Here is a 19,000-nt window from a genome sequence, read left to right as displayed (position 1 = left end):
TCCTCTTGTATGATTGTTGTGAACCAGATATAACCCAGAGTGAATTAAACCTGCTTCCGTGTTCAAATATTCCATTTTAGGAGGTTTGAAAAATGAAGCGTTTTGTTTTTTTGCTCGTCCTTACCATGCTTGTTCCATTAATAAGTCCGATCACAACTCATGCAGCTGGGGTAGTTGAAAAGCTTGGGACACCCCATTACTCAATAGGAATTTTAAGCACTACATATGGAACAGGACCAAATGGTGAGGAAGCTATTTTTGCAGTTTCTAACGGAAACCCTGCGATGCTGAACGTTATTGATGCAAAAACGGGGACAAAGATTTCTGTTCACCCGCTAGAAGGAGCTTCTCAAGCTTGGGGGGCAGTTACGGACCCTTTTGGTAGCGTTTACATTGCAGGAGGAGCAAATCTATATCTATATCACCCAGATGTAGACCAAGTTGAAAACTTAGGGAAAGCACTCTCGACTGAATCCACGTTATGGCACATCAAATCTGATGAAGAAGGCCGAATATACGGTGGGACTTTCCCGAACGGTAAAATTTTTATGTATGACCCCGCAACAAAAGAATTTACTGATTATGGACCAATGGTAGAAGGTGAGCAGTATTCCAGAAGTCTAGATCTTTATAAAGGAAAAGTGTATGTCGGTATGGGTGCACATGCCCATCTCATTAAATTCGATCCTGCCACGAATGAAAAAGAAGAAATTCCACTCCCAGAATCTTACCAAAATGAAAAGTTCGTATACGATTTAGACATTATAAAACATTACATGTTTGCCAGGCTAACCGATTCTAGCACTCTCCTTGTTTATGACTTGAGAAAGAAAGAATGGATTGATGAAATCCCTGGCGTTAAAGGAGTAAAAGTATCTCCAGCGGGTCCGAAAAACCTTGTTTACTTTAACAAACAGAACGAAGTGTATTCCTATGATTTGAAGACTCAAGAATTGACCCCAACTGGTTTTAAGGATACTTGGTCCAATAAAGGTTTTGGGTGGATTCACCTAGATGAACCTGGGTTCCGGGGGCCCAGCCTGACAAGCATGCTTTTTAACGGGACGTATTGGGTCTACAACCCTAAATCCGGTCAGTCAAAAATGATGCAAGCCCAAATGGAAGGTCAGCCGATCAGCATTCAATCCATCGGTGCTGGTCCTGACGGAAATATCTATACAAGCGGATATCTTTCAGGAGGATTTGCGAAATATTCAGTTACCGATAATAAGATCACGAGTTTTTCAGGTTTTGGACAAGCAGAAAATATGATATCTACGGATAAATACCTTTACCTTGGTGTTTATACTGGCGGCGTAATATATCGCTATGATCCTGACTTGCCCTATGATCATGACGCTTCAAAAGTGGATGAAGCCACGAATCCTAAAAAGTTATTCTCATTGAAAGAATATGATCAAGATCGTCCGTTTGGTATGGCAGAAGGTGATGGGAAGGTGTTTTTTGGAACAGTCCCTACCTATGGAAAACTAGGTGGTGCACTAACTGTTATGGATGAAGCAACAAGTTCATATGAAGTCTACCGAAATGTCGTGGAAAACCAAAGTGTGATCTCGTTGCATTATAAAAATGGATTGGTGTATGGCGGTACAAGTGTATCAGGAGGCTTGGGCATCACACCGACAGAAACAGAAGCGAAATTATTTATCTTTGATCCTGCCAAAAAAGAAAAAATCTATGAAACGATTCCGTTGCCAGGCGAAAAAGGAATAGGAGCACTTGCGTTTGATGATGCAGGAAACCTGTGGGGAATGAGTCCGGGTAAGATCTTTAAGTTTGATCCACTAACAAGAGAAGTTGTCCAGACAAAAGAGCTGTTCCCGTTCAGCTGGAGCGGTGTAGGCCATTACTGGAGAGGTGCTTTTCTTCAATTAGATACAGATGGGAATTTTTACGGAAGTACACTTGGAAAACTGTTTAAATTCAACCCGACAACCTGGGAAGTTGAGATTCTTAACAACGATGCTGCCTTGTTTGCAAAAGACAGAAATGGCAATCTCTATTTTAGCCGCGGCACAGATTTGTATCGGTATGTGCGTTAAAACTAAAAACATGGGAGGAAAAAATGAAAATAACTAAAATTGCTAGTTTGCTAATGTGTCTCTTTCTTTTCATTTCTGCTTTTTCATTCAACTACAACTCTCCGGTTGATGCAGAAGAAACCGTACTTCCAGAGTTTTCACCTTCAAAAGATCTGACTGCACCATTGAGCGGCCAACCTACAATCTATGACGGTGCTGCAGGGAAAGAAGATGGACATGATGTTTTGTATACAACTTCAAAAAGCGTACCTGCCATGTTTAATGTCATCGACCTCGATGAAAATAAGTTGGTACGAAGCCTGCCGTTAGAAGGAGCTGCTGATTCTTGGCATCATGAAGTTGCTCCAAATGGAACGGTTTATATTGCAGCAGGCTCTCATCTGTGGGGGTATTCACCCGAAACAAAAGCCGTAACGCCTCTTGTCAGAATTCCTGAATCTTCTCAATGGGCATTAGCTGTAGATGAAGATAGCAATGCTTACGTTGGAACATTCCCTGGCGGAAAGGTTTTTCAATACAACTATGAAACGCAGGAATTAAGAGATTACGGAAAAATGATAGGCGAGATCAGCCAAGAGTATGTAAGATCGATGGACTATCACAACGGCTTCGTTTATGCCGGTACAGCGCATAGAAAAATCATGAAGCTAAATGTTGAGACTGGTGAAAAGGAAGATATCTCAGCGGGTATTCCTGAAACTGAATCAGGATTTGTTTACGATATAAATGTGGTGGATGATCGTTATATTTTTGCAAGGTATTCAGAGACTAAAAATATGTATGTTTACGACATTGCCGAACAGCGATGGCTGGACGTTGTGATGTCGAATGTGTCAGGTCTCCATGTCACAGATTCACTTGATCATAAAGTCTATTTTGTTGCGGATGGAACCTTAAAATATATAGACCTATCAACAAAAGAAATAGGAACGACTCCAATGGCATACTCTAGCGGCCTTCGAGGAGCAGATTGGGTTGAGATAGAAGGAGACAGTCAGCTTCCAGGGAAGAGTCTTGCAACGATAACTTTTAATGGTACTGTGACGTTTTTTAATATTGAAACTCAAAAAGTTGTTCAATACAAAGACGTTGTACCGGCAACTGCGAATGTTATTAATAAGATTTTCAGCTACTCAGAAGATAAGATGTATATTAGCGGAATGACTGGGGCTACAGGAGCAGTTTTTAATCCAAAAACGGGTGAGAACAAAATCATCAGTTTAGGACAAGCAGATGTCATTCATTCACTGAACAACAAAGTGTATTTTGGTGTGTATCCCGAAGGCAGTGTTCAGATGATTGCTCCTGAAACAGACCCTTATGGAAAACCTGAAAAACTGTTTGTTATCGAAAATGAACAAGACAGACTTCATGTTATGGATAGCGGTGATGGAAAATTATACACCGGCAGTATGGCGACTTATGGAAAACTTGGCGGAGCCTTAACGGTTTCTGATGGCAGGCATTACGAAGTGTTTCGTAATGTTGTTCAAAATCAAAGCATAAGTGGTCTTGTCTATAAAGACGGCAAAGTGTTTGGTTCGACGACCATTCGCGGCGGTCTAGGAAGCTCACCTACCGAAGAACAAGGCAAGCTGTTTATTTGGGATCCTGAAACGAAACAAAAAATTAAAGAATCTAATTTGGTGATTGCCGGTCTTGAAAAACCGGAGCTTATCGGTGAATTGATCGAAGGGAAAAATGACGGCTACATCTGGGGAACGTCACAAGGGTATATCTTTGCACTCGATCCTGAAACGTTAGATGTGGTTAAAAGCAGAAATATCATACCATCCCAAGAAGGCTGGTCAGCATCGCATCTTCAATGGTCTGAGAATGGATTGCTTTATGCTAATATTGCAGGCAAATTGTTTGTTATTGATCCTGAGACGTTAGCATCTAAGTTTGTCGTGAATACGGTATCTTTTGCAATTGGTGAAGATGGAGATATTTATTACTCCAGATTGGATAACCGGACGATTTTATCCAAAATAGAAGTCGTTGATCCGGGAGAGTACGATTGGGAAGAAATTCCGGTAGAAAACAGCAGTTTTGAAGAAGACCTGTCCGGCTGGACGAACATGTTTGGAACAGGTGACGCTTATAAATACGAGATTTCATCTGAAAAAGCTTTTTCTGGCAGCAAGAGTTTAAAAATAATGGATCAGCTCCGTAACCAATCTGTTGCTGTATATAGTGATCCGATCCCGGTTCAGCCCGGAAAGGAATATAAAGGTGAAGTGATGATGTTCATAGAAAGCGGAACGCCAAGTTTACTCGTTCGCATGTATGATTCTAGTGGAAAACAAGTAAAAGAAGAAGCAATTCAAGTTAAAAGCGGTTTTGGAAGCTGGCAAAAAGTTGAACAACGGATTACAGCTCCAGAAGGCGTGGTTTTTGCAAGAGTGTTTGCGTTAAGCACTTCATATGCCTTAACAGATGCTTACTTTGATGATTTTGGTTTTTATGAAAGAGTAAAGACATCAGAAATTCTAAGGGAAATTAATTTAACAGTTGATACCAACACATTAACAAGAGGAGATACCACTTCCTACCATGTTTCTGGAACACTTGGCAATGAAGATAAGATTCAGTTTGAAGATGCGGTAATTACATCTTCTAATAAAGAGGTTGTAAAGGCTGAAGACGGAAAGCTGGTTGCTCAAAATCCTGGGACTGCAACAATTACTGCCCAAGTGTCATGGAATGGAAAAACCTTTACCTCTAATGAAGTTGAAATTCATGTTGCTGTAACCACGGACTCACTAGAAGGTTATATTACTCAGTTGCATACAGAACAAATCATCCCGCACAATCTTTATAAAAAATTAACGAACCATATTCGACAAGTAAAGCATCCTCAAGAGAATGGAAACCTTGAGGAGTATTTTCATCATCTTGAAGTAATGAAGCAACATGTTGATAAGTGGGAAACCGATCAAACCACGGTGAAAGAAACGCTGCTTACTGATCTTTCTAAACTTATAGAAGAGTAGTTTTGAATTAGATTATATCTGGTATATGACCATTAAAGATGCTAGCAAACTGCTGAAATAAAGAAGACTAAATAAAGTTTTCAGAAAATAAAAATAATATTGACAATTATTAGCATGTTTGATTATGATTAACTCATATACCAGATATGAACCAGGAGTGGATAGAGAAGTCAAACAACCTAAAAGGGGGAATTGGCAAATGGGATGGAAGAAGTTTGGGATGATGTTTTTGGCGCTGATCCTGATTTTCACGATGGCTGCTTGTTCGGATGAAAGCGAGTCGGCGAGCGGAAAGAAGGTGGATAAAAACACTTCCGCGACCTTAACGGTATGGATTCATCCTTATGTGAATCAAGAACTGAAGGATAAACAAAATGAGGTTTTTGACAACATGGCGGCATCATTCAAAAAAAAATACCCGAATGTAAAAGTAAAATTTGAAGAGATTCCATGGGCAAACCGTGAACAAAAAATACTTACAGCTTTAGCGGCTAATCAAGGTCCTGATGTTTTCTATCTAATTCCAGATATTATGGCACAGTTTGCCGATCAAGGAGTACTAACGCCAATCACGGATCTTTTAGGTGATGACTGGGATAAAGAAGATTTTGAACAGAGTTCAATCGATGCAGTAACATACAAGGACGAAATATATGGATTGCCACTCTTACGTGAAGTGCAAACCTATATGTATAACACCAAAATTCTTGAAGAGATCGGTGCGGATCCGAACGACCTTCCTGAAACGTGGGAAGAATTTGATCAATTAGCTCAAAAAGCAAAAGATAAAGGATACTTTGCCCGCTCATTTGAAGGTGCAAATACAGCGAACGCTACGTTATATCCGTTAGTGTGGCAATCCGGCGGAGAAGTGATCTCGAAGGACGGAAAAGTAAAAATTAACAACAAAGACGGTGTTGAGGCATTTGAGAGAATTAACAAGTGGTATAAAGAGGGCTTCATTCCAAAGGATTCGATCAATACACTAGAACACTTCACTCCTTTTGTTGAAGGGAAAATTTTAGCGGTTTGGGGTTCTGGCGGAACGATTGCAGCTTTAAGAGAAAAAGGATTTAACGATTATGTGATTGGACCTCCTTTAAAACAAGAAAAGATGGCAACTTTCGGTACAACGGGAATGTTTGTTGTTCCAACAACTTCTAAAAACAAAGAACTTGCGGCACAGCTTGTTAAAGAGATGACAAATAAAGAAAGTTCTGAAGCGTTTAACGAATTGGCTAAATTTATCCCTGCTAGAAAATCAGCTACTTCTATCTATGACGGTGATAAAGATATGGCGAAGATGACGGAGTATGTTCAATACGCCAACCCTGGCGTTATTCATCCGGTAGCCCGTGTCGTCATGCCAAAGATTCAAGCTGAACTTCAAGCAATGATGGAAGGGACAAAGAGCCCTAAAGAAGCTGCTGATGCTGTCGCTAAAGCGATAGAAGAAGAAATGGGAAAATAAAGTGAGGGGAGGAGTCAATCCTCCTTTTCTTTTATTCAGGTAAATCTGAAGCAAGGAGTTGTTTGAGTGAAGGAGTCAAAGTTAGCCTACGATACAGATGTCGGAATGCCTCTTCAGAATCACTCAAAAACTAGTTTTTCTAAAAAAGTGATTCTGAATTTCAAAAAACATGCCATCGTTTATATCTTTTTGGTACCGATCCTTATCCACTTTGCTATTTTTCATTTGTATCCGATTCTTTTCAGTCTATATATCACCTTTATGAAGTGGCCGATTATTGGGGAGGCCGAGTTCATAGGTCTTGATAACTGGATTGCTTTTTTATCGGATGAACTTGCGTGGAAAGCGATATGGAATACGATTTTATTTTCTCTCTATTATATTGTTCCTACCATGGCGCTTGGCCTGGGGCTGGCACTACTCATCAATCAAGGGAAAAAAGGGAGTGCCATCTTTAAAGGGATCTTCTTTTTACCAGTTGTAACGTCATTTGTAGTGATTTCAGGAATTTGGTCATGGCTGTTTAAAGGAACTGAATCCGGTCTCGTAAACGTACTTTTGCATAACTTCGGAATCGATACTCAGCTATTTTTATCGAGTTCAGCGCAGGCTCTAATCGTTTTAGCGGGACTTAGTATTTTCAAAGTTTGCGGGAGTACAATGATCTATTATTATGCGGGGTTGCAGTCAATACCCGAAGAATACTATGAAGCTGCCAGGATTGATGGGGCAAATCGCTGGAAACTATTTTGGAAGATTACGTTTCCGCTGCTTCTTCCTATTCATTTTTATGTCGCGATCATCACATCGATCGGTTCGTTTCAGATCTTTGATTCAGCATTTTTGCTAACGAGCGGTGGACCGAATTATTCAACGACTACGATCGTTTATTATTTGTACCATCAAGGCTTCACCTCGCTTCGTCTTGGTTATGCGAGTGTGCTGGCGTATGTACTGTTCTTCATTATCTTTGGTCTTTCGTTAATTCAAAAACGCTATTTTGGAAAAGAAGTAGATTACAAGTAAAGGAGGGAGAGTATGCAAAAAAGTGCTCGTTGGACATATGTTCCCTTAGTAGGAATTGCGCTATGCTTTGTCATTCCGTTCCTCATCATGGCATTTGGTTCAATCTTAAAAATGAGGATACCAACCAGCAATCCGTTCTTGTGGTTTTCTGAAGAAATTACGATAGAAAACTTCACTTATATTTTGAAAAATGCGGAGTTTATTAGATGGATCATTAATTCAACGATAATTACAGTTATTCCGGTATTTGCCCAGATGTTTTTTGCTGCTGTATTAGGCTATATCTTTGCTAAAAAAGAGTTTCCTTTTAAAAATATAATCTTTTGGACGATGATGGCTGTTATTATGCTGCCGAGTCAGCTGTTGATCATTCCACGTTATATCATGTTTAGTGAATTCGGCTGGATCAACACATATTTACCGTTAATCGTTCCTGAAATATGGGGAATACTCGGTGTGTTTTTTGTTAGGCAATATATGCAGACTCTTCCAAAGGATTTGGAAGAAGCGGCTAGAATTGATGGAGCAGGGGACTTTACGATCTTTTTTAAGATCATGCTGCCGCTTTCGAAGCCTGTTATTGCGACAGTCGGTACGTTTGCTTTTATCTCCAACTGGAACGATCTCTTAACACCTCTGATTTTTACGACAAGTCAAGATATGTATCCTGTTACGGTAGGGTTAGCGTCCTTGCTGACGAAAGAAGGAAACTTCGGAGTGGAAATGGCTGGATCGCTTCTGTCGTTCATCCCGACATTCTTAATCTTTTTGTTTTTTCAACGATATTTTGTAAAAGGCATAGCTCTTAGCGGGCTGAAATAGATTTGCATGATAAGGAAGGTTTTAGCATGAGTGAAAAAAAGAGCCGAGAAGAATTTAATCAAAAATTAGATACTTTTATTGAAACAACGAAGGAACAAATCATGAATAGCGAGTTCGAAGTAGGGGACTTTCTGCCTTCTGAACTGGCATTAGCAGAACGGTTTGATTTAAGTAAAAACTCAGTTCGCAAAGGATTAGAAGAATTAGTGAAGCAAGGCTTGATTGTTAAGAAATCCAGGATCGGAAACCTTGTTGTTTCTAATAAGCCTTATGATCAAGTCATTCTTCGTTTAGGTTACTATCCATCTATTAAACAAGAAGCTGCACTTTCGAAAGTCATTCAGGCGTTTGAGGAAAGGTATCCGTTAATAAAAGTGCAAACGATTGCTATTTCCTATGATCACTATCAGCAGACGGTATACGATTTCTTTGTTAATGACATCATTGACGTCGTTACGATCAACTATAATGACTTTTGCGCGTTTGGAAGTGTTAGCGAAGAGCTGTTTGAACCGGTTGCAGCGGAAAAGACCGTGTATCCTTTTTTAGAAAAACCGTTCCAGCGAAAAGAGCAATATGTTAAACCTTTTATTTATTCACCGATTGTTCTTTGCTATAACCAACAGCATTTTGAGGAGGCAAATCTAGCCGTTCCAGATAGCGGCTGGCAATGGGATGATGTCATACAAGCTGCGAACCAGCTTACTGAGGCAAAAAACGCTGAAAAACATTGCGGGTTTTATTTTCATTCACTATCCGTGAACCGATGGCCGATCTTCCTTTTTCAGAATGGAGTAAGTTTTTCAAGGAACTTAGATGGATCAGTGATTTTTGATAAAGAAAAATTCATGAATTGCATAAATCTATGCCGAGAGCTGTTTAGAAAGCAAGAAATGGTTCAAAACCTTCTATCTGACAGTGATAAAGATGCTGAAAAACTTTTTCTAGAAGGGAAAGTATCGATGATTATGTCTTCATACTTTAGTTTGAACCAAATGAAAGAAGATGAGATTCGATATGATATTGCTCCTCTTCCATACTTAGAGGATGCACGTACACTGCTGCTCATGATTGGAATGGCCATTAATAAGCAATCTACAAGACTTGAAGCCGCTAAAACATGGGTGAAGTTCATGACTTCTGATGAATGCCAGGAGATTATTCGTACGGAAACGCTTAGTATACCAGCTGTTAAGCATATGGCTGAAAAAACAGGCGGTGAACAGGTGTACCAGCCGCCTCGTTTCAAGCTTTTCCGCGAGACCATTCCTACATTCCGTCTTTATGATCAGCTTGGACTGAACTTTGAGGAACTGTTGGAGATTACAAATGAACTTCGCCTTTATTGGTCTGGTTTCATCAGTGGCGAGCTGTTATGTAAAAGAGTTGAAACAAAGCTTAATCAACCTTCAGATAAAATCCAGAATGTTCGTTAAGGGAGGGTTTATATGAAAAGTGTTGTAGCTGTTGATGGAAAAGTAGAAATCATGGATGAAACCATCCCGGAAATGAAAGATGGCTATCTGCTGATCAAGACTTCTTATTCAGCAATCAGTCCTGGAACGGAACTAGGCTTGCTAGCTCTGAGTATGGATGCAAAAAGGTCGCTCGGATATAGTGCGGTAGGAACAGTTGTGAAATGCGGCAAGCATACTGAATCTTTTTTGGAAAACGAGATGGTTGCTTGTTATGGTGCCCCTTATGTGAAGCACGCTGAATATTTGCTCGTACCTAAAACGCTTTGCAGCTCCATTCCTCGATCCGTTGATCCAAAAGAGGCAGCACTCGCTGGATTAGGAGCAATCGCGATTCATTCACTTCGAGTGGGTAACCTGCAATTTGGGGAATCAGTCGTTGTAGCTGGCTTGGGGATTTTAGGCCAGTTGATCGGTCAAATTGCGCTGGCTGCCGGATATCAAGTGTTGCCTTATGATATTTCTGCTGAACGATCTAATCTATTTCAGGATATAACAGGAGTTGAATCCTATACAACGATTGAGGATTTAAAGAACGCAATCTCAGCTAAAACAAAAGGATTCGGGGCTGATGCCGTTCTTTTATGCGCGGGTGGCAAGGAATCTACACTAACGAAGGAATGTTTGAATTGGATTCGTGATAAAGGAAAAGCCGTGATTGTTGGGGATATTGAACCGAATTTCCCACGTGACTTGATGTTTGGAAAAGAAGCGCAAATATTAATTGCACGGGCTGGAGGTCCCGGGAGATACGATCCGCTTTATGAGAGAAGTGCTACCGATTATCCTTATGGTTTTATTCGATGGACAGAGGGGAGAAACGTCGAGGAATATATTCGTCTTCTTAGCGAAAATCGGCTTAAAGTTGCACCTTACTTGAACGATGTTGTTCCTTTGGAGGATGTGTCTTCTGCCTATCTTCAGCTAAAGGATAAGAAGTCTTCCGTTTTAACAAAAGTAATCGAATTTGGTATAGAAAGTGATCGTCTTATTGAGCGAAACGAAACAGGATGATGTTCCGAAAACGTTTAAACGAAAAGGGAGGAGTCACTCATGCTTAAAGTGGGTGTGATTGGACTTGGTTCGATCTCTGATTTTCATATTAAACCGTATGCAAACAACCAAGAAGCAAAGCTCATTGCGTTTTGCGATATGAATCAAAGCCGATTGGAAAATACGGGGAAAGTCTATAATGTTTCAAACCTTTACACATCTTATCCAGAACTTCTGGCAGATAAAGATGTAGATGCGGTAAGCATTTGTACGTGGAACGCAACACATGCTGAAATCGCGATTGCAGCTTTAGAAGCAGGGAAACATGTACTTGTAGAAAAGCCACTATGTACGACCGTGGACGAAGCGAAGAGAGTTGAAGAGGCAGCAAAGAAGAGCGGGAAAGTTTTACAGGTCGGATTCGTGAGAAGGTACGCTAAAAATACGAAACTCGTAAAATCCTTTTTGGATAACGGAGATTTTGGCGAGCTGTACTACGCGAAAGCTTCATGCATCAGACGACTCGGAAACCCTGGCGGCTGGTTTTCAGATAAAGACCGTTCAGGAGGAGGTCCCCTAATGGATCTTGGCGTACACATGATTGATATTTGCTGGTACTTGATGGGGCGGCCGAAGCCTGTATCTGTAAGTGGTCATACGTACTCCAAGTTAGGCAACCGTGCTAACATTCAAAACCTATCTTTCTATAAAGCTTCTGATTTTGATGCTTCTCTTAATTCTGTTGAAGATTTGGCAACCGCACTCATTCGGTTTGAAAACGGAGCTTCCCTATACGTCGATGTCAGTTTTACGTTGCATGCCGTAAAAGATGAAGTCGCCGTGAGGTTGTACGGTGATAAAGGGGGATTAGAGCTGGAACCGCAGCTTGCGATGACCACTGAAAAACATGACACGATCATCAATATCACCCCGCAGATCGACCACTTAAATTTCCAGTTTGAAGAGGCGTTTCAAAGTGAGATCGACCATTTTGTTTCTAGCTGTTTAGGAAAAACAACCACATTAAGTCCTGTAGAAGACGGGCTTGAAGTGATGAAGATGCTGTGTGGTGCTTATGAATCAGCCAGCCTTGGAAAAGAAGTACTTCTATAAAAGGAGAGATTTTCATGAAGGTTAGTGTGAGTATGTACAGTTTGCATTCTGTCGTAAAAAAGGAAAACTGGAATGCGATCGACTTTTGCCGATTTGCCGAAACTCTAAACTTGGACGGAGTGGAACTGCTCGATTTTTATTGGAAGAACAAAGAGGAGGAACTGAAGGAAGTTATTGAGTATTTGGAGCATTCTCCTCTGGAAGTGTCTTGTTATGATGTATCGAACGATTTTGTTAAGGAAACCGCAGAAGAACGAAAAAGCGAGATCCAGAAGGTGAAAGATGCTGTGGATACAGCTAAGCGTTTAAACACTCGTTGTGTCAGAGTCTTTTGCGGAGATTTAACACCGAATATGGACTATGCGATCGGCAAGGAATGGATCATTTCTTCATTAATAGAGTGTGCTAAGTATGCTGAAACGCAAGGTGTTATGCTGGCGATTGAAAACCATGGAATGCTGGCTGGGAAAAGTGAGCAGGTTAAAGAGATTTTAGCCGAAGTGGGAAGTCCTAATGTGAAATCTACTTTTGATACAGGTAACTTCTTGTTAGTTGAAGATAATCCGCTAGCAGCCTATCAAAAGTTAAAAAATGAAATTGCGCATGTTCATTTTAAGGATTTCAGGCTGCGAAATTCAGGGGACACACATTCCGGGTTTAAAGGACTCGGTGAAAAGTATTGGATTGGTGTGATCCCGGGTGACGGAGAAGTTGTACTTTCGGAGATTATCTCAAACTTAAAGAGAGACCGCGTGGACACTTGGCTATCTTTGGAGTATGAAGGATACGATGACGCAAAGGTGGCAGTCCGAGATTCTGTTAACCGAATAAGAAAGTTGCTGGCTGGTCAGGAGGTGTGACGGTTGAACTTAATCGTTGTAGCAGATAACGAAATTATAAGCAGTGATGGACATACAGTGTATGACTCTATACAGGAAGCGATTGCTGCAGATTGTCCGCTTTATGTTCATGCTCCTTTTTATGTAGAATTGCTGAAAAATAAGAGTGAATTATTGTCTAAGCTTAAGAATCGGGGTGCGTCACTTGTGTTTCCTTTAACCCAAGATTCTTCGTTTATTGCTTTTATAAAACTATTAAAAGAACGAAACTGGACGGAAAATGGTGTGCTTCGTATGAAACGTAGCAAAAATACATCATCAAAAACTAAAACAGGCGATCTGGTCAGCGATCTTTATATGATTACACAAACTATTTCTCCAATTTCCAGAATTTCTGGAGTTAGCATAGCGCATGAACCTTCAAAGACTACTCATCGTATTGTTACTATTCGTTTCTCGAACAAATCAATGGGGCATTACGAATACCTTTCTTCTCCTCATATTTCTGAAGAGTTAGATCTCGAATGGAGCGGGAGAGAAGGGATTTTAGAGTACGAGTCAAAGCATGCTAAGGCTTTTAGGGCGAGTAATATACCGCAGATTGAAAAAGATTTTCGGCTGGAAGGAGCTGTTGAAATTACTTCATCACTAAATGAGGAACTTCGAAAACTCATGACTTGTCTTGAGCTTGACATCAAACATGAAGTCCGGGGGTGAACTACATGAAAGTGGGAATCATGAGTTTTGCTCACATGCATGCATATAGTTATGCAAGCAGTTTGGAGCAGCTGCCTGATGTAGAGCTGACCGCCATTTACGATACTCTGGATGAACGAGGCAGAGAGGCAGCAACTCGGTACAATTGTTCTTTTTTTAATGACATGGAAAAGTTCCTTGCACAAGATATGGAGGCGGTCATCATCTGCAGTGAAAACGCAAAGCACTGCGAAATGGTGGTTGCCGCGGCTAAAGCTGGAAAGCATATTCTTTGTGAAAAACCAATCGCCGTTTCGGTTGAAGAAGCTGAAGAAATGATAGCTGTCTGTAAACAACATGACGTCATGTTACAGACCGCTTTTCCGGTACGTTTTTCAGAACCGATTCAACAATTGAAAAGTTATGTGGACTCAGGGGCGATTGGAGAGATTCTGTCTTTCCGAACTACGAACCGGGGTCAAAACCCTGGCGGATGGTTTATAGATTCGGCTCTTTCCGGCGGTGGAGCGGTATTTGACCATACTGTTCATATGGTTGATATCATGAGATGGCTGTCCGGTCAGGAAGTAAAAGAAGTGACTGCTGAAGTGGATACCTTTTTTCACGAGGGTGACATTGATGATGCGGGCTTGCTCACGTTAACCTTTCAGGGCGGCATCATCGCTTCTCATGATGCCAGCTGGTCTCGAACTCCGAACTACCCCATTTGGGGAGATGTAACGATCGAAGTGATCGGAACGGAGGGCACGGTTTCGGTTGACGCATTTAAAGAATACGTTCGGATCTATAACAAGGACGGGGAGAGGCCGGTTGAGAATGCTTTTTTCGGAAACGACATGGATCTTGGGCTGGTTGAGGATTTTATAAAATCTATTAGGGAAAAGCAGCCGCCATCGATTACAGGATATGATGGATTAAAGGCGATGGAAGTAGGAATTGCTGCATATAAGTCCTCAAAACTTGGGAGAATCGTGAAAATATAATATTGAGGATAAAGCCCCTTGATTTGCAAGGGGCTTATTTTTTGGTCTATGCACTTTTATCCTGTCTCTATGCACAGAAACTTTAGTTCTATGCACCAAAGTGGATAGTTTATGCACGGAAAAACTAGGTCAATGCACCAAACAAAATTCTATGCGTTGAAAACACTTTTCTATGCGCAGAACTAACAGTTCTATGCACCGAAACTTACATTCATTAATCAAAGATATCATCAAACTTCAAATGGTATTTTGTATGCCTTAGTTGTCCTGAAGTAGAAAGGTTCAGGTCCATAAGGAGATTTCTAGCTGTATTGCGAGACTTTAATTTCAAAAAATCGCGACACTGACTATTAGTGATGGTTGGACTAATTAGAAGGAAGTAATCTCGCAAAGCCTGTACATATGCTGTTTTTGAATCAAATTTACATGTGGTGCACACCCATTTTTTATGGCATCGTATCATAGGGATAACGCCACAACTGGGACAAGCTACTCCTTTAATAATATCTTCATTTGAAATGTTATATTTTTGGAGCACATTCGGAGTTGGGGTGGTGTGATTCTTTAAAAGTATTTTGGAGAGTTTTCGAAGGTCTTTTTTCGGAATTTGCTCATCCTTATGTTTACGATCATAGAAACGAATCCTTTCAGTAAGATGAATTTTGTGGGTAACCATCTTGTAAATATCAGTTCGGCCAGTGGGAACTCTAATTTGGGTTTGAGAATTGCTGACGACAACAAGGGATTCAACGGGGATGTTCGTAAAATGATGATCTTTCAACCATTCTTTTAAGCAGAATTGTTGCCTTTTTACCTGTGAAATGGGATCAGGAAAGGTTTCTTCTTTACCATTGATAGTCCTAATTAGTTGATAGAAGTTTTGATCAAAATAGAGGATACCTGAAAAGTTCTTCACTTCGATTATCAAAAAGTAATACTGAGTGAGAATAAGTATGTCGAGCTGAAAGTAGCTAGTGTTCTGGAGGAGGCGAAGGTTGTGAAAAATGAAGAATTCTTTTTGAGGAAGATCATTTAAATAAAAATCCAGAGCTTGTTCTCCTTTATGACCCGATAAGAATTTTGCTAGTTCTTCTTCTATCTCAGGTCTTCTCGGGTCTAAGGGGTGAAGCCGATTTAGAAGCCTCTCTAATATCAAGATAACAACTGGTGTTTTACGCTCTTTCATAATCATTTCATTGTATCACACTCCTTTTGTTTATTTTTATTTCTACAGATAAAGTATAAACTCCTGCTGTTACATTAATCTTTCCATAAATGGTTGTGTATGAAAGTCTATGCACAGAATCTTGAGCTCTATGCACTAAAGAAGATTGCCTATGCACCAAAAAAGTCTCCTATGCACGAATCACAATTCTATACACCGAATAGCCGTTTCTATGCACTAACAGATATGCTCTATGCACCAAACATTCTATTCTATAAACCAATCTCACTTCTAAAAGCCCCACTTAGTCCATCGGTCCTGCTTTTAAACTACATCTTCCTTTTCCTAGTCAAAAAGAAGGTTTTTTCCGTTTACAAGAACTATTTTGGAGAAAAACTCCACTTTCTGATTACAAATTATGCTAATATTTAGACAATTACAGAAAAGGGAGGATAAGGAATGAAAAGAATATTTTTCATGTTGGTCGCTTTTGCTTTAGTTTTCACAACGATGATCCCTCAAACCACCCTAGCCAAGAAAGACAATGACAAAAAACGGATCAGAGAGTTAACAAAGCTCGTCGAAAAGGACGACAAGAAATCAAGAATCTTATGGTACGATCTATCAGCGAACTTGTTCAACCTCGATACACCAGAAAAGGTAAAAAACATTGTAGAGAAAACCGCAAATGCAAACATTGATACCATTATTCTCGACATCAAAAACTCAACAGGATTTGTTGCCTACAACAGTGAAATTGCTCCGCACATCAGCACATCTAACATTCCTAAATATCAAGGCTATCCAGAAAACTATGATCTCTTACAAGCTGTAATTACAGAAGCAAAAAAACATGATATCAAAGTTCATGCTGCAATCAATACATTCTCAGAAGCAAGTACAACATATCAAGACGGACCTGCTATGCTGCATCCTGAGTGGCAGACTACATACTATACTGCCGTGCAAAAAGTAAAAGCTGCAGATGGCTCTTCATTTGAACTAACGGGTATTAATGCAACTCGTAATTCAGATAATATGATCCTTTACACACCGTCAGAATATGAGGTAACACCAACAAACCGTTGGGGTGTTGAAGTTCAGGTCGTTGATGATGTGATCACTCAAGTAAGCGACCGTAACACGACAGGTGCTCCTCCGGTCGAAGTTCCTGATAACGGCTATGTAATTTCCGGAAATGGAAAAGCTCGCACATGGATGCTGGAACATCTGAAAGTTGGCGATACCGTTTCGGTTTCAGAAATGGAAACGAAATTTGTAAAAGGACAGGATTATACGCCGTCTCACTCTACTTTTGTTAATCCGATCAGAGACGATGTTCAAAGATACGAACTAAGCATCATTGAGGAATTAATCGATAACTATGATGTTGACGGAATCGTTCTGGACCGTGCGCGTTATTCCAATGTTTACGCTGACTTCAGTGACTTAAGCCGTGAAAAGTTCGAAGCTTATATCGGCAAGAAAGTGGAAAATTGGCCGACTGACATTTTTGAGATTACAGTAGAAAACTACGAAAGAAAGAATGTTCCAGGACCGCTTTACCAAAAATGGATTGAATGGCGTGCAGGTAACATTCAATCGTTTTTCCGAAAAGCTGAAAACCTCATTCATAAAAAAGAACCTGAAACATTTTTCAGTACGTATGTAGGCAGCTGGTATCCGGAATATTACAACGAGGGTGTGAACTGGGCTAGCCGAACGCACTATCCGGAATATGACTGGGCAAGTCCGGACTACCATTCAAAGGGGTACGCTGAAACACTTGATTTTATTATGACGGGTAACTATTTTGTTGATGTAACGAAGGAAGAGGCGGTTGCGTCTGGCAGACCAGATTGGCACAGCGTCGAAGGATCAGCAGAGGTTGCGATGGATGCGATCAATTATTCTACATTCAATTACGGCAGCCTTTATTTAAATCAATACATCAACGATCCGGAAACGTTTAGACGCGCTCTCCAGATGGCAGTTGAAAAAACGCACGGAATCATGATTTTTGACCTGATCTACCTGGAAATGTTCGACTGGTGGTACATCGTTGAAGAGGAGTTTGCAGAGGAATCCGAATCGCCGCACCACATTAAAAAGTACATGGACCTTGTGCGAGAAGATAAATAAAAATGAAGACTCCCCGCTGCAAAAATGCCGGGGAGTTTTTTCACACATATAGTTGTTAGAATGTTCGAAATAGTTTAAACTAAACCTAAATGAAAGAAATATCCATAAATAATAAATATTTTGGAGGAGATTTTTCTTTTTAGCAAATTGAGTATTTTTTGGCCGCAAACTTTTGTCTATACACCTAAATAGACGTTCTATGCACTAAAACTACTTTCCTATGCGTCAAACCAGCATTGCTATGCACCAAACAGCCTTCTAAGAACTAAAATTAAGAATCTATGCACCGAAAACAAGTTTCTATGCACTAAAACTACTTCTCTATGCGCCAAACGTAAAAATAATAAAAGGAGGATCACATTTGAAACTCCATATTTTAGGTACAGCTGCATCAGAAGGGTTTCCAGCACTCTTTTGCAGGTGTGAACACTGCCTAAAAGCTAGACAGCTTGGCGGCAAGAACATCCGTACACGGACCTCTGCCATTATAGACGACACGATCAAAATTGATTTTCCACCAGATACGCTACACCATGTTTTGTGTGATGCCCTAGACCTTTCCAAGATCGAGCACCTCCTTTTCACGCATACACATCATGATCACTTTTATCCAGAGGACTTGAACATGAGACTCCCGGGTTACGCACATGGCGTAAAATATCCGCTCCATATACATGGGAATGATGCAGCATTGGCAAAATGCTCACAAACGCTAAAAAAACAAAACGAACATGTTAAGCTACATCTATTGAAACCATTTCAAACCCATCAAATTGGAGATGCATTAGTAACTCCATTGCTGGCTGATCACAACCAGATTGAAACGTGCTTGCTATTCCACATAAAAAAAGGAAACACCTCGCTGCTGTATGGTCATGATACGGGTTGGTTTCCAGATGAAACGTGGATCTGGCTTGAAAACACCAAAGTTGACATCGCACTGCTCGATTGTACGAACGGCAACCTGCAGGAGTATCGAAACCACATGAACGTAAATGCGGTAATCGAGACCAAAAACAGGCTTCAGCAAAGTAATGTTTTATCTGATCAATCCAAAGTGTATGTGACTCACTTTTCTCATAACATCGGTCTTCTGCATGAGGATTTAATCCAGATTTTTCAGCCGCATGATATTGAAGTTGCTTATGATGGCTTGATTATTAAAACATAAATTGTGTCTAAAAGAGGTGTGTAC

The 19,000-nt window shown here is 40.4% G+C and carries 14 protein-coding genes; 13 read left to right on the top strand and 1 reads right to left on the bottom strand.

The window, feature by feature from the left end:
* Positions 1-92 precede the first annotated feature (92 nt).
* The 11 genes from ABE41_RS17565 (at position 93) to ABE41_RS17515 (ending at position 14,498) form a co-directional block, all read left to right on the top strand.
* Entirely contained in the window at positions 93-2,063 is a 1,971-nt protein-coding gene (locus ABE41_RS17565; protein WP_083207867.1) for a ligand-binding sensor domain-containing protein, read from the top strand.
* A 23-nt stretch (positions 2,064-2,086) separates the two neighbouring features.
* Positions 2,087-5,059 (top strand): FIMAH domain-containing protein, encoded by a 2,973-nt coding sequence (locus ABE41_RS17560; protein ID WP_066293176.1) that lies wholly within the window; start codon positions 2,087-2,089, stop codon positions 5,057-5,059.
* Between the two features lie 199 nt (positions 5,060-5,258).
* Positions 5,259-6,530: a sugar ABC transporter substrate-binding protein gene (locus tag ABE41_RS17555; protein WP_066293173.1), complete on the top strand. Its 1,272-nt coding sequence runs from the start codon at positions 5,259-5,261 to the stop codon at positions 6,528-6,530.
* Positions 6,531-6,635: 105 nt separating this feature from the next.
* Positions 6,636-7,556, top strand: a complete 921-nt coding sequence (locus ABE41_RS17550) for a carbohydrate ABC transporter permease (RefSeq protein WP_066294959.1) — start codon at positions 6,636-6,638, stop codon at positions 7,554-7,556.
* A gap of 12 nt (positions 7,557-7,568) precedes the next feature.
* A complete protein-coding gene (locus ABE41_RS17545) occupies positions 7,569-8,378 on the top strand; it encodes a carbohydrate ABC transporter permease (RefSeq protein ID WP_066293170.1) in 810 nt (269 codons plus the stop codon).
* Between the two features lie 26 nt (positions 8,379-8,404).
* Positions 8,405-9,814, top strand: coding sequence for an extracellular solute-binding protein (locus tag ABE41_RS17540; protein WP_066293168.1), 1,410 nt, complete (start codon positions 8,405-8,407; stop codon positions 9,812-9,814).
* Positions 9,815-9,826: 12 nt separating this feature from the next.
* Positions 9,827-10,867, top strand: coding sequence for a zinc-dependent alcohol dehydrogenase (locus ABE41_RS17535; protein WP_066293167.1), 1,041 nt, complete (start codon positions 9,827-9,829; stop codon positions 10,865-10,867).
* Positions 10,868-10,906: 39 nt separating this feature from the next.
* Positions 10,907-11,959: a Gfo/Idh/MocA family protein gene (locus ABE41_RS17530; protein WP_066293166.1), complete on the top strand. Its 1,053-nt coding sequence runs from the start codon at positions 10,907-10,909 to the stop codon at positions 11,957-11,959.
* Between the two features lie 14 nt (positions 11,960-11,973).
* The gene (locus ABE41_RS17525) at positions 11,974-12,819 is read left to right on the top strand and encodes a sugar phosphate isomerase/epimerase family protein (protein WP_066293165.1); all 846 of its coding nucleotides are present in this window, start codon (positions 11,974-11,976) and stop codon (positions 12,817-12,819) included.
* 3 nt (positions 12,820-12,822) lie between these two features.
* Positions 12,823-13,515 (top strand): hypothetical protein, encoded by a 693-nt coding sequence (locus ABE41_RS17520; RefSeq protein ID WP_066293163.1) that lies wholly within the window; start codon positions 12,823-12,825, stop codon positions 13,513-13,515.
* A gap of 5 nt (positions 13,516-13,520) precedes the next feature.
* Complete coding sequence (locus ABE41_RS17515; RefSeq protein ID WP_066293158.1) at positions 13,521-14,498, top strand: Gfo/Idh/MocA family protein; 978 nt, start codon at positions 13,521-13,523, stop codon at positions 14,496-14,498.
* A gap of 214 nt (positions 14,499-14,712) precedes the next feature.
* Here the strand turns inward: ABE41_RS17515 and ABE41_RS17510 are convergent, their stop codons facing one another.
* The gene (locus ABE41_RS17510) at positions 14,713-15,690 is read right to left on the bottom strand and encodes a nuclease-related domain-containing protein (RefSeq protein ID WP_066293157.1); all 978 of its coding nucleotides are present in this window, start codon (positions 15,688-15,690) and stop codon (positions 14,713-14,715) included.
* A 432-nt stretch (positions 15,691-16,122) separates the two neighbouring features.
* On the opposite strand from ABE41_RS17510, the gene ABE41_RS17500 reads away from it, so the two are divergent.
* A complete protein-coding gene (locus tag ABE41_RS17500; RefSeq protein WP_066293150.1) occupies positions 16,123-17,805 on the top strand; it encodes an alpha amylase family protein in 1,683 nt (560 codons plus the stop codon).
* A 361-nt stretch (positions 17,806-18,166) separates the two neighbouring features.
* Positions 18,167-18,976, top strand: a complete 810-nt coding sequence (locus ABE41_RS17495; protein WP_066293148.1) for an MBL fold metallo-hydrolase — start codon at positions 18,167-18,169, stop codon at positions 18,974-18,976.
* Positions 18,977-19,000: the final 24 nt, after the last annotated feature.

Origin of the sequence: Fictibacillus arsenicus (genome assembly GCF_001642935.1) — a bacterium.
Classification (GTDB): domain Bacteria; phylum Bacillota; class Bacilli; order Bacillales; family Fictibacillaceae; genus Fictibacillus; species Fictibacillus arsenicus_B.
The sequence above is the reverse complement of the archived record's forward strand: the minus strand, read 5'-3'. Positions and strand labels throughout refer to the sequence as shown.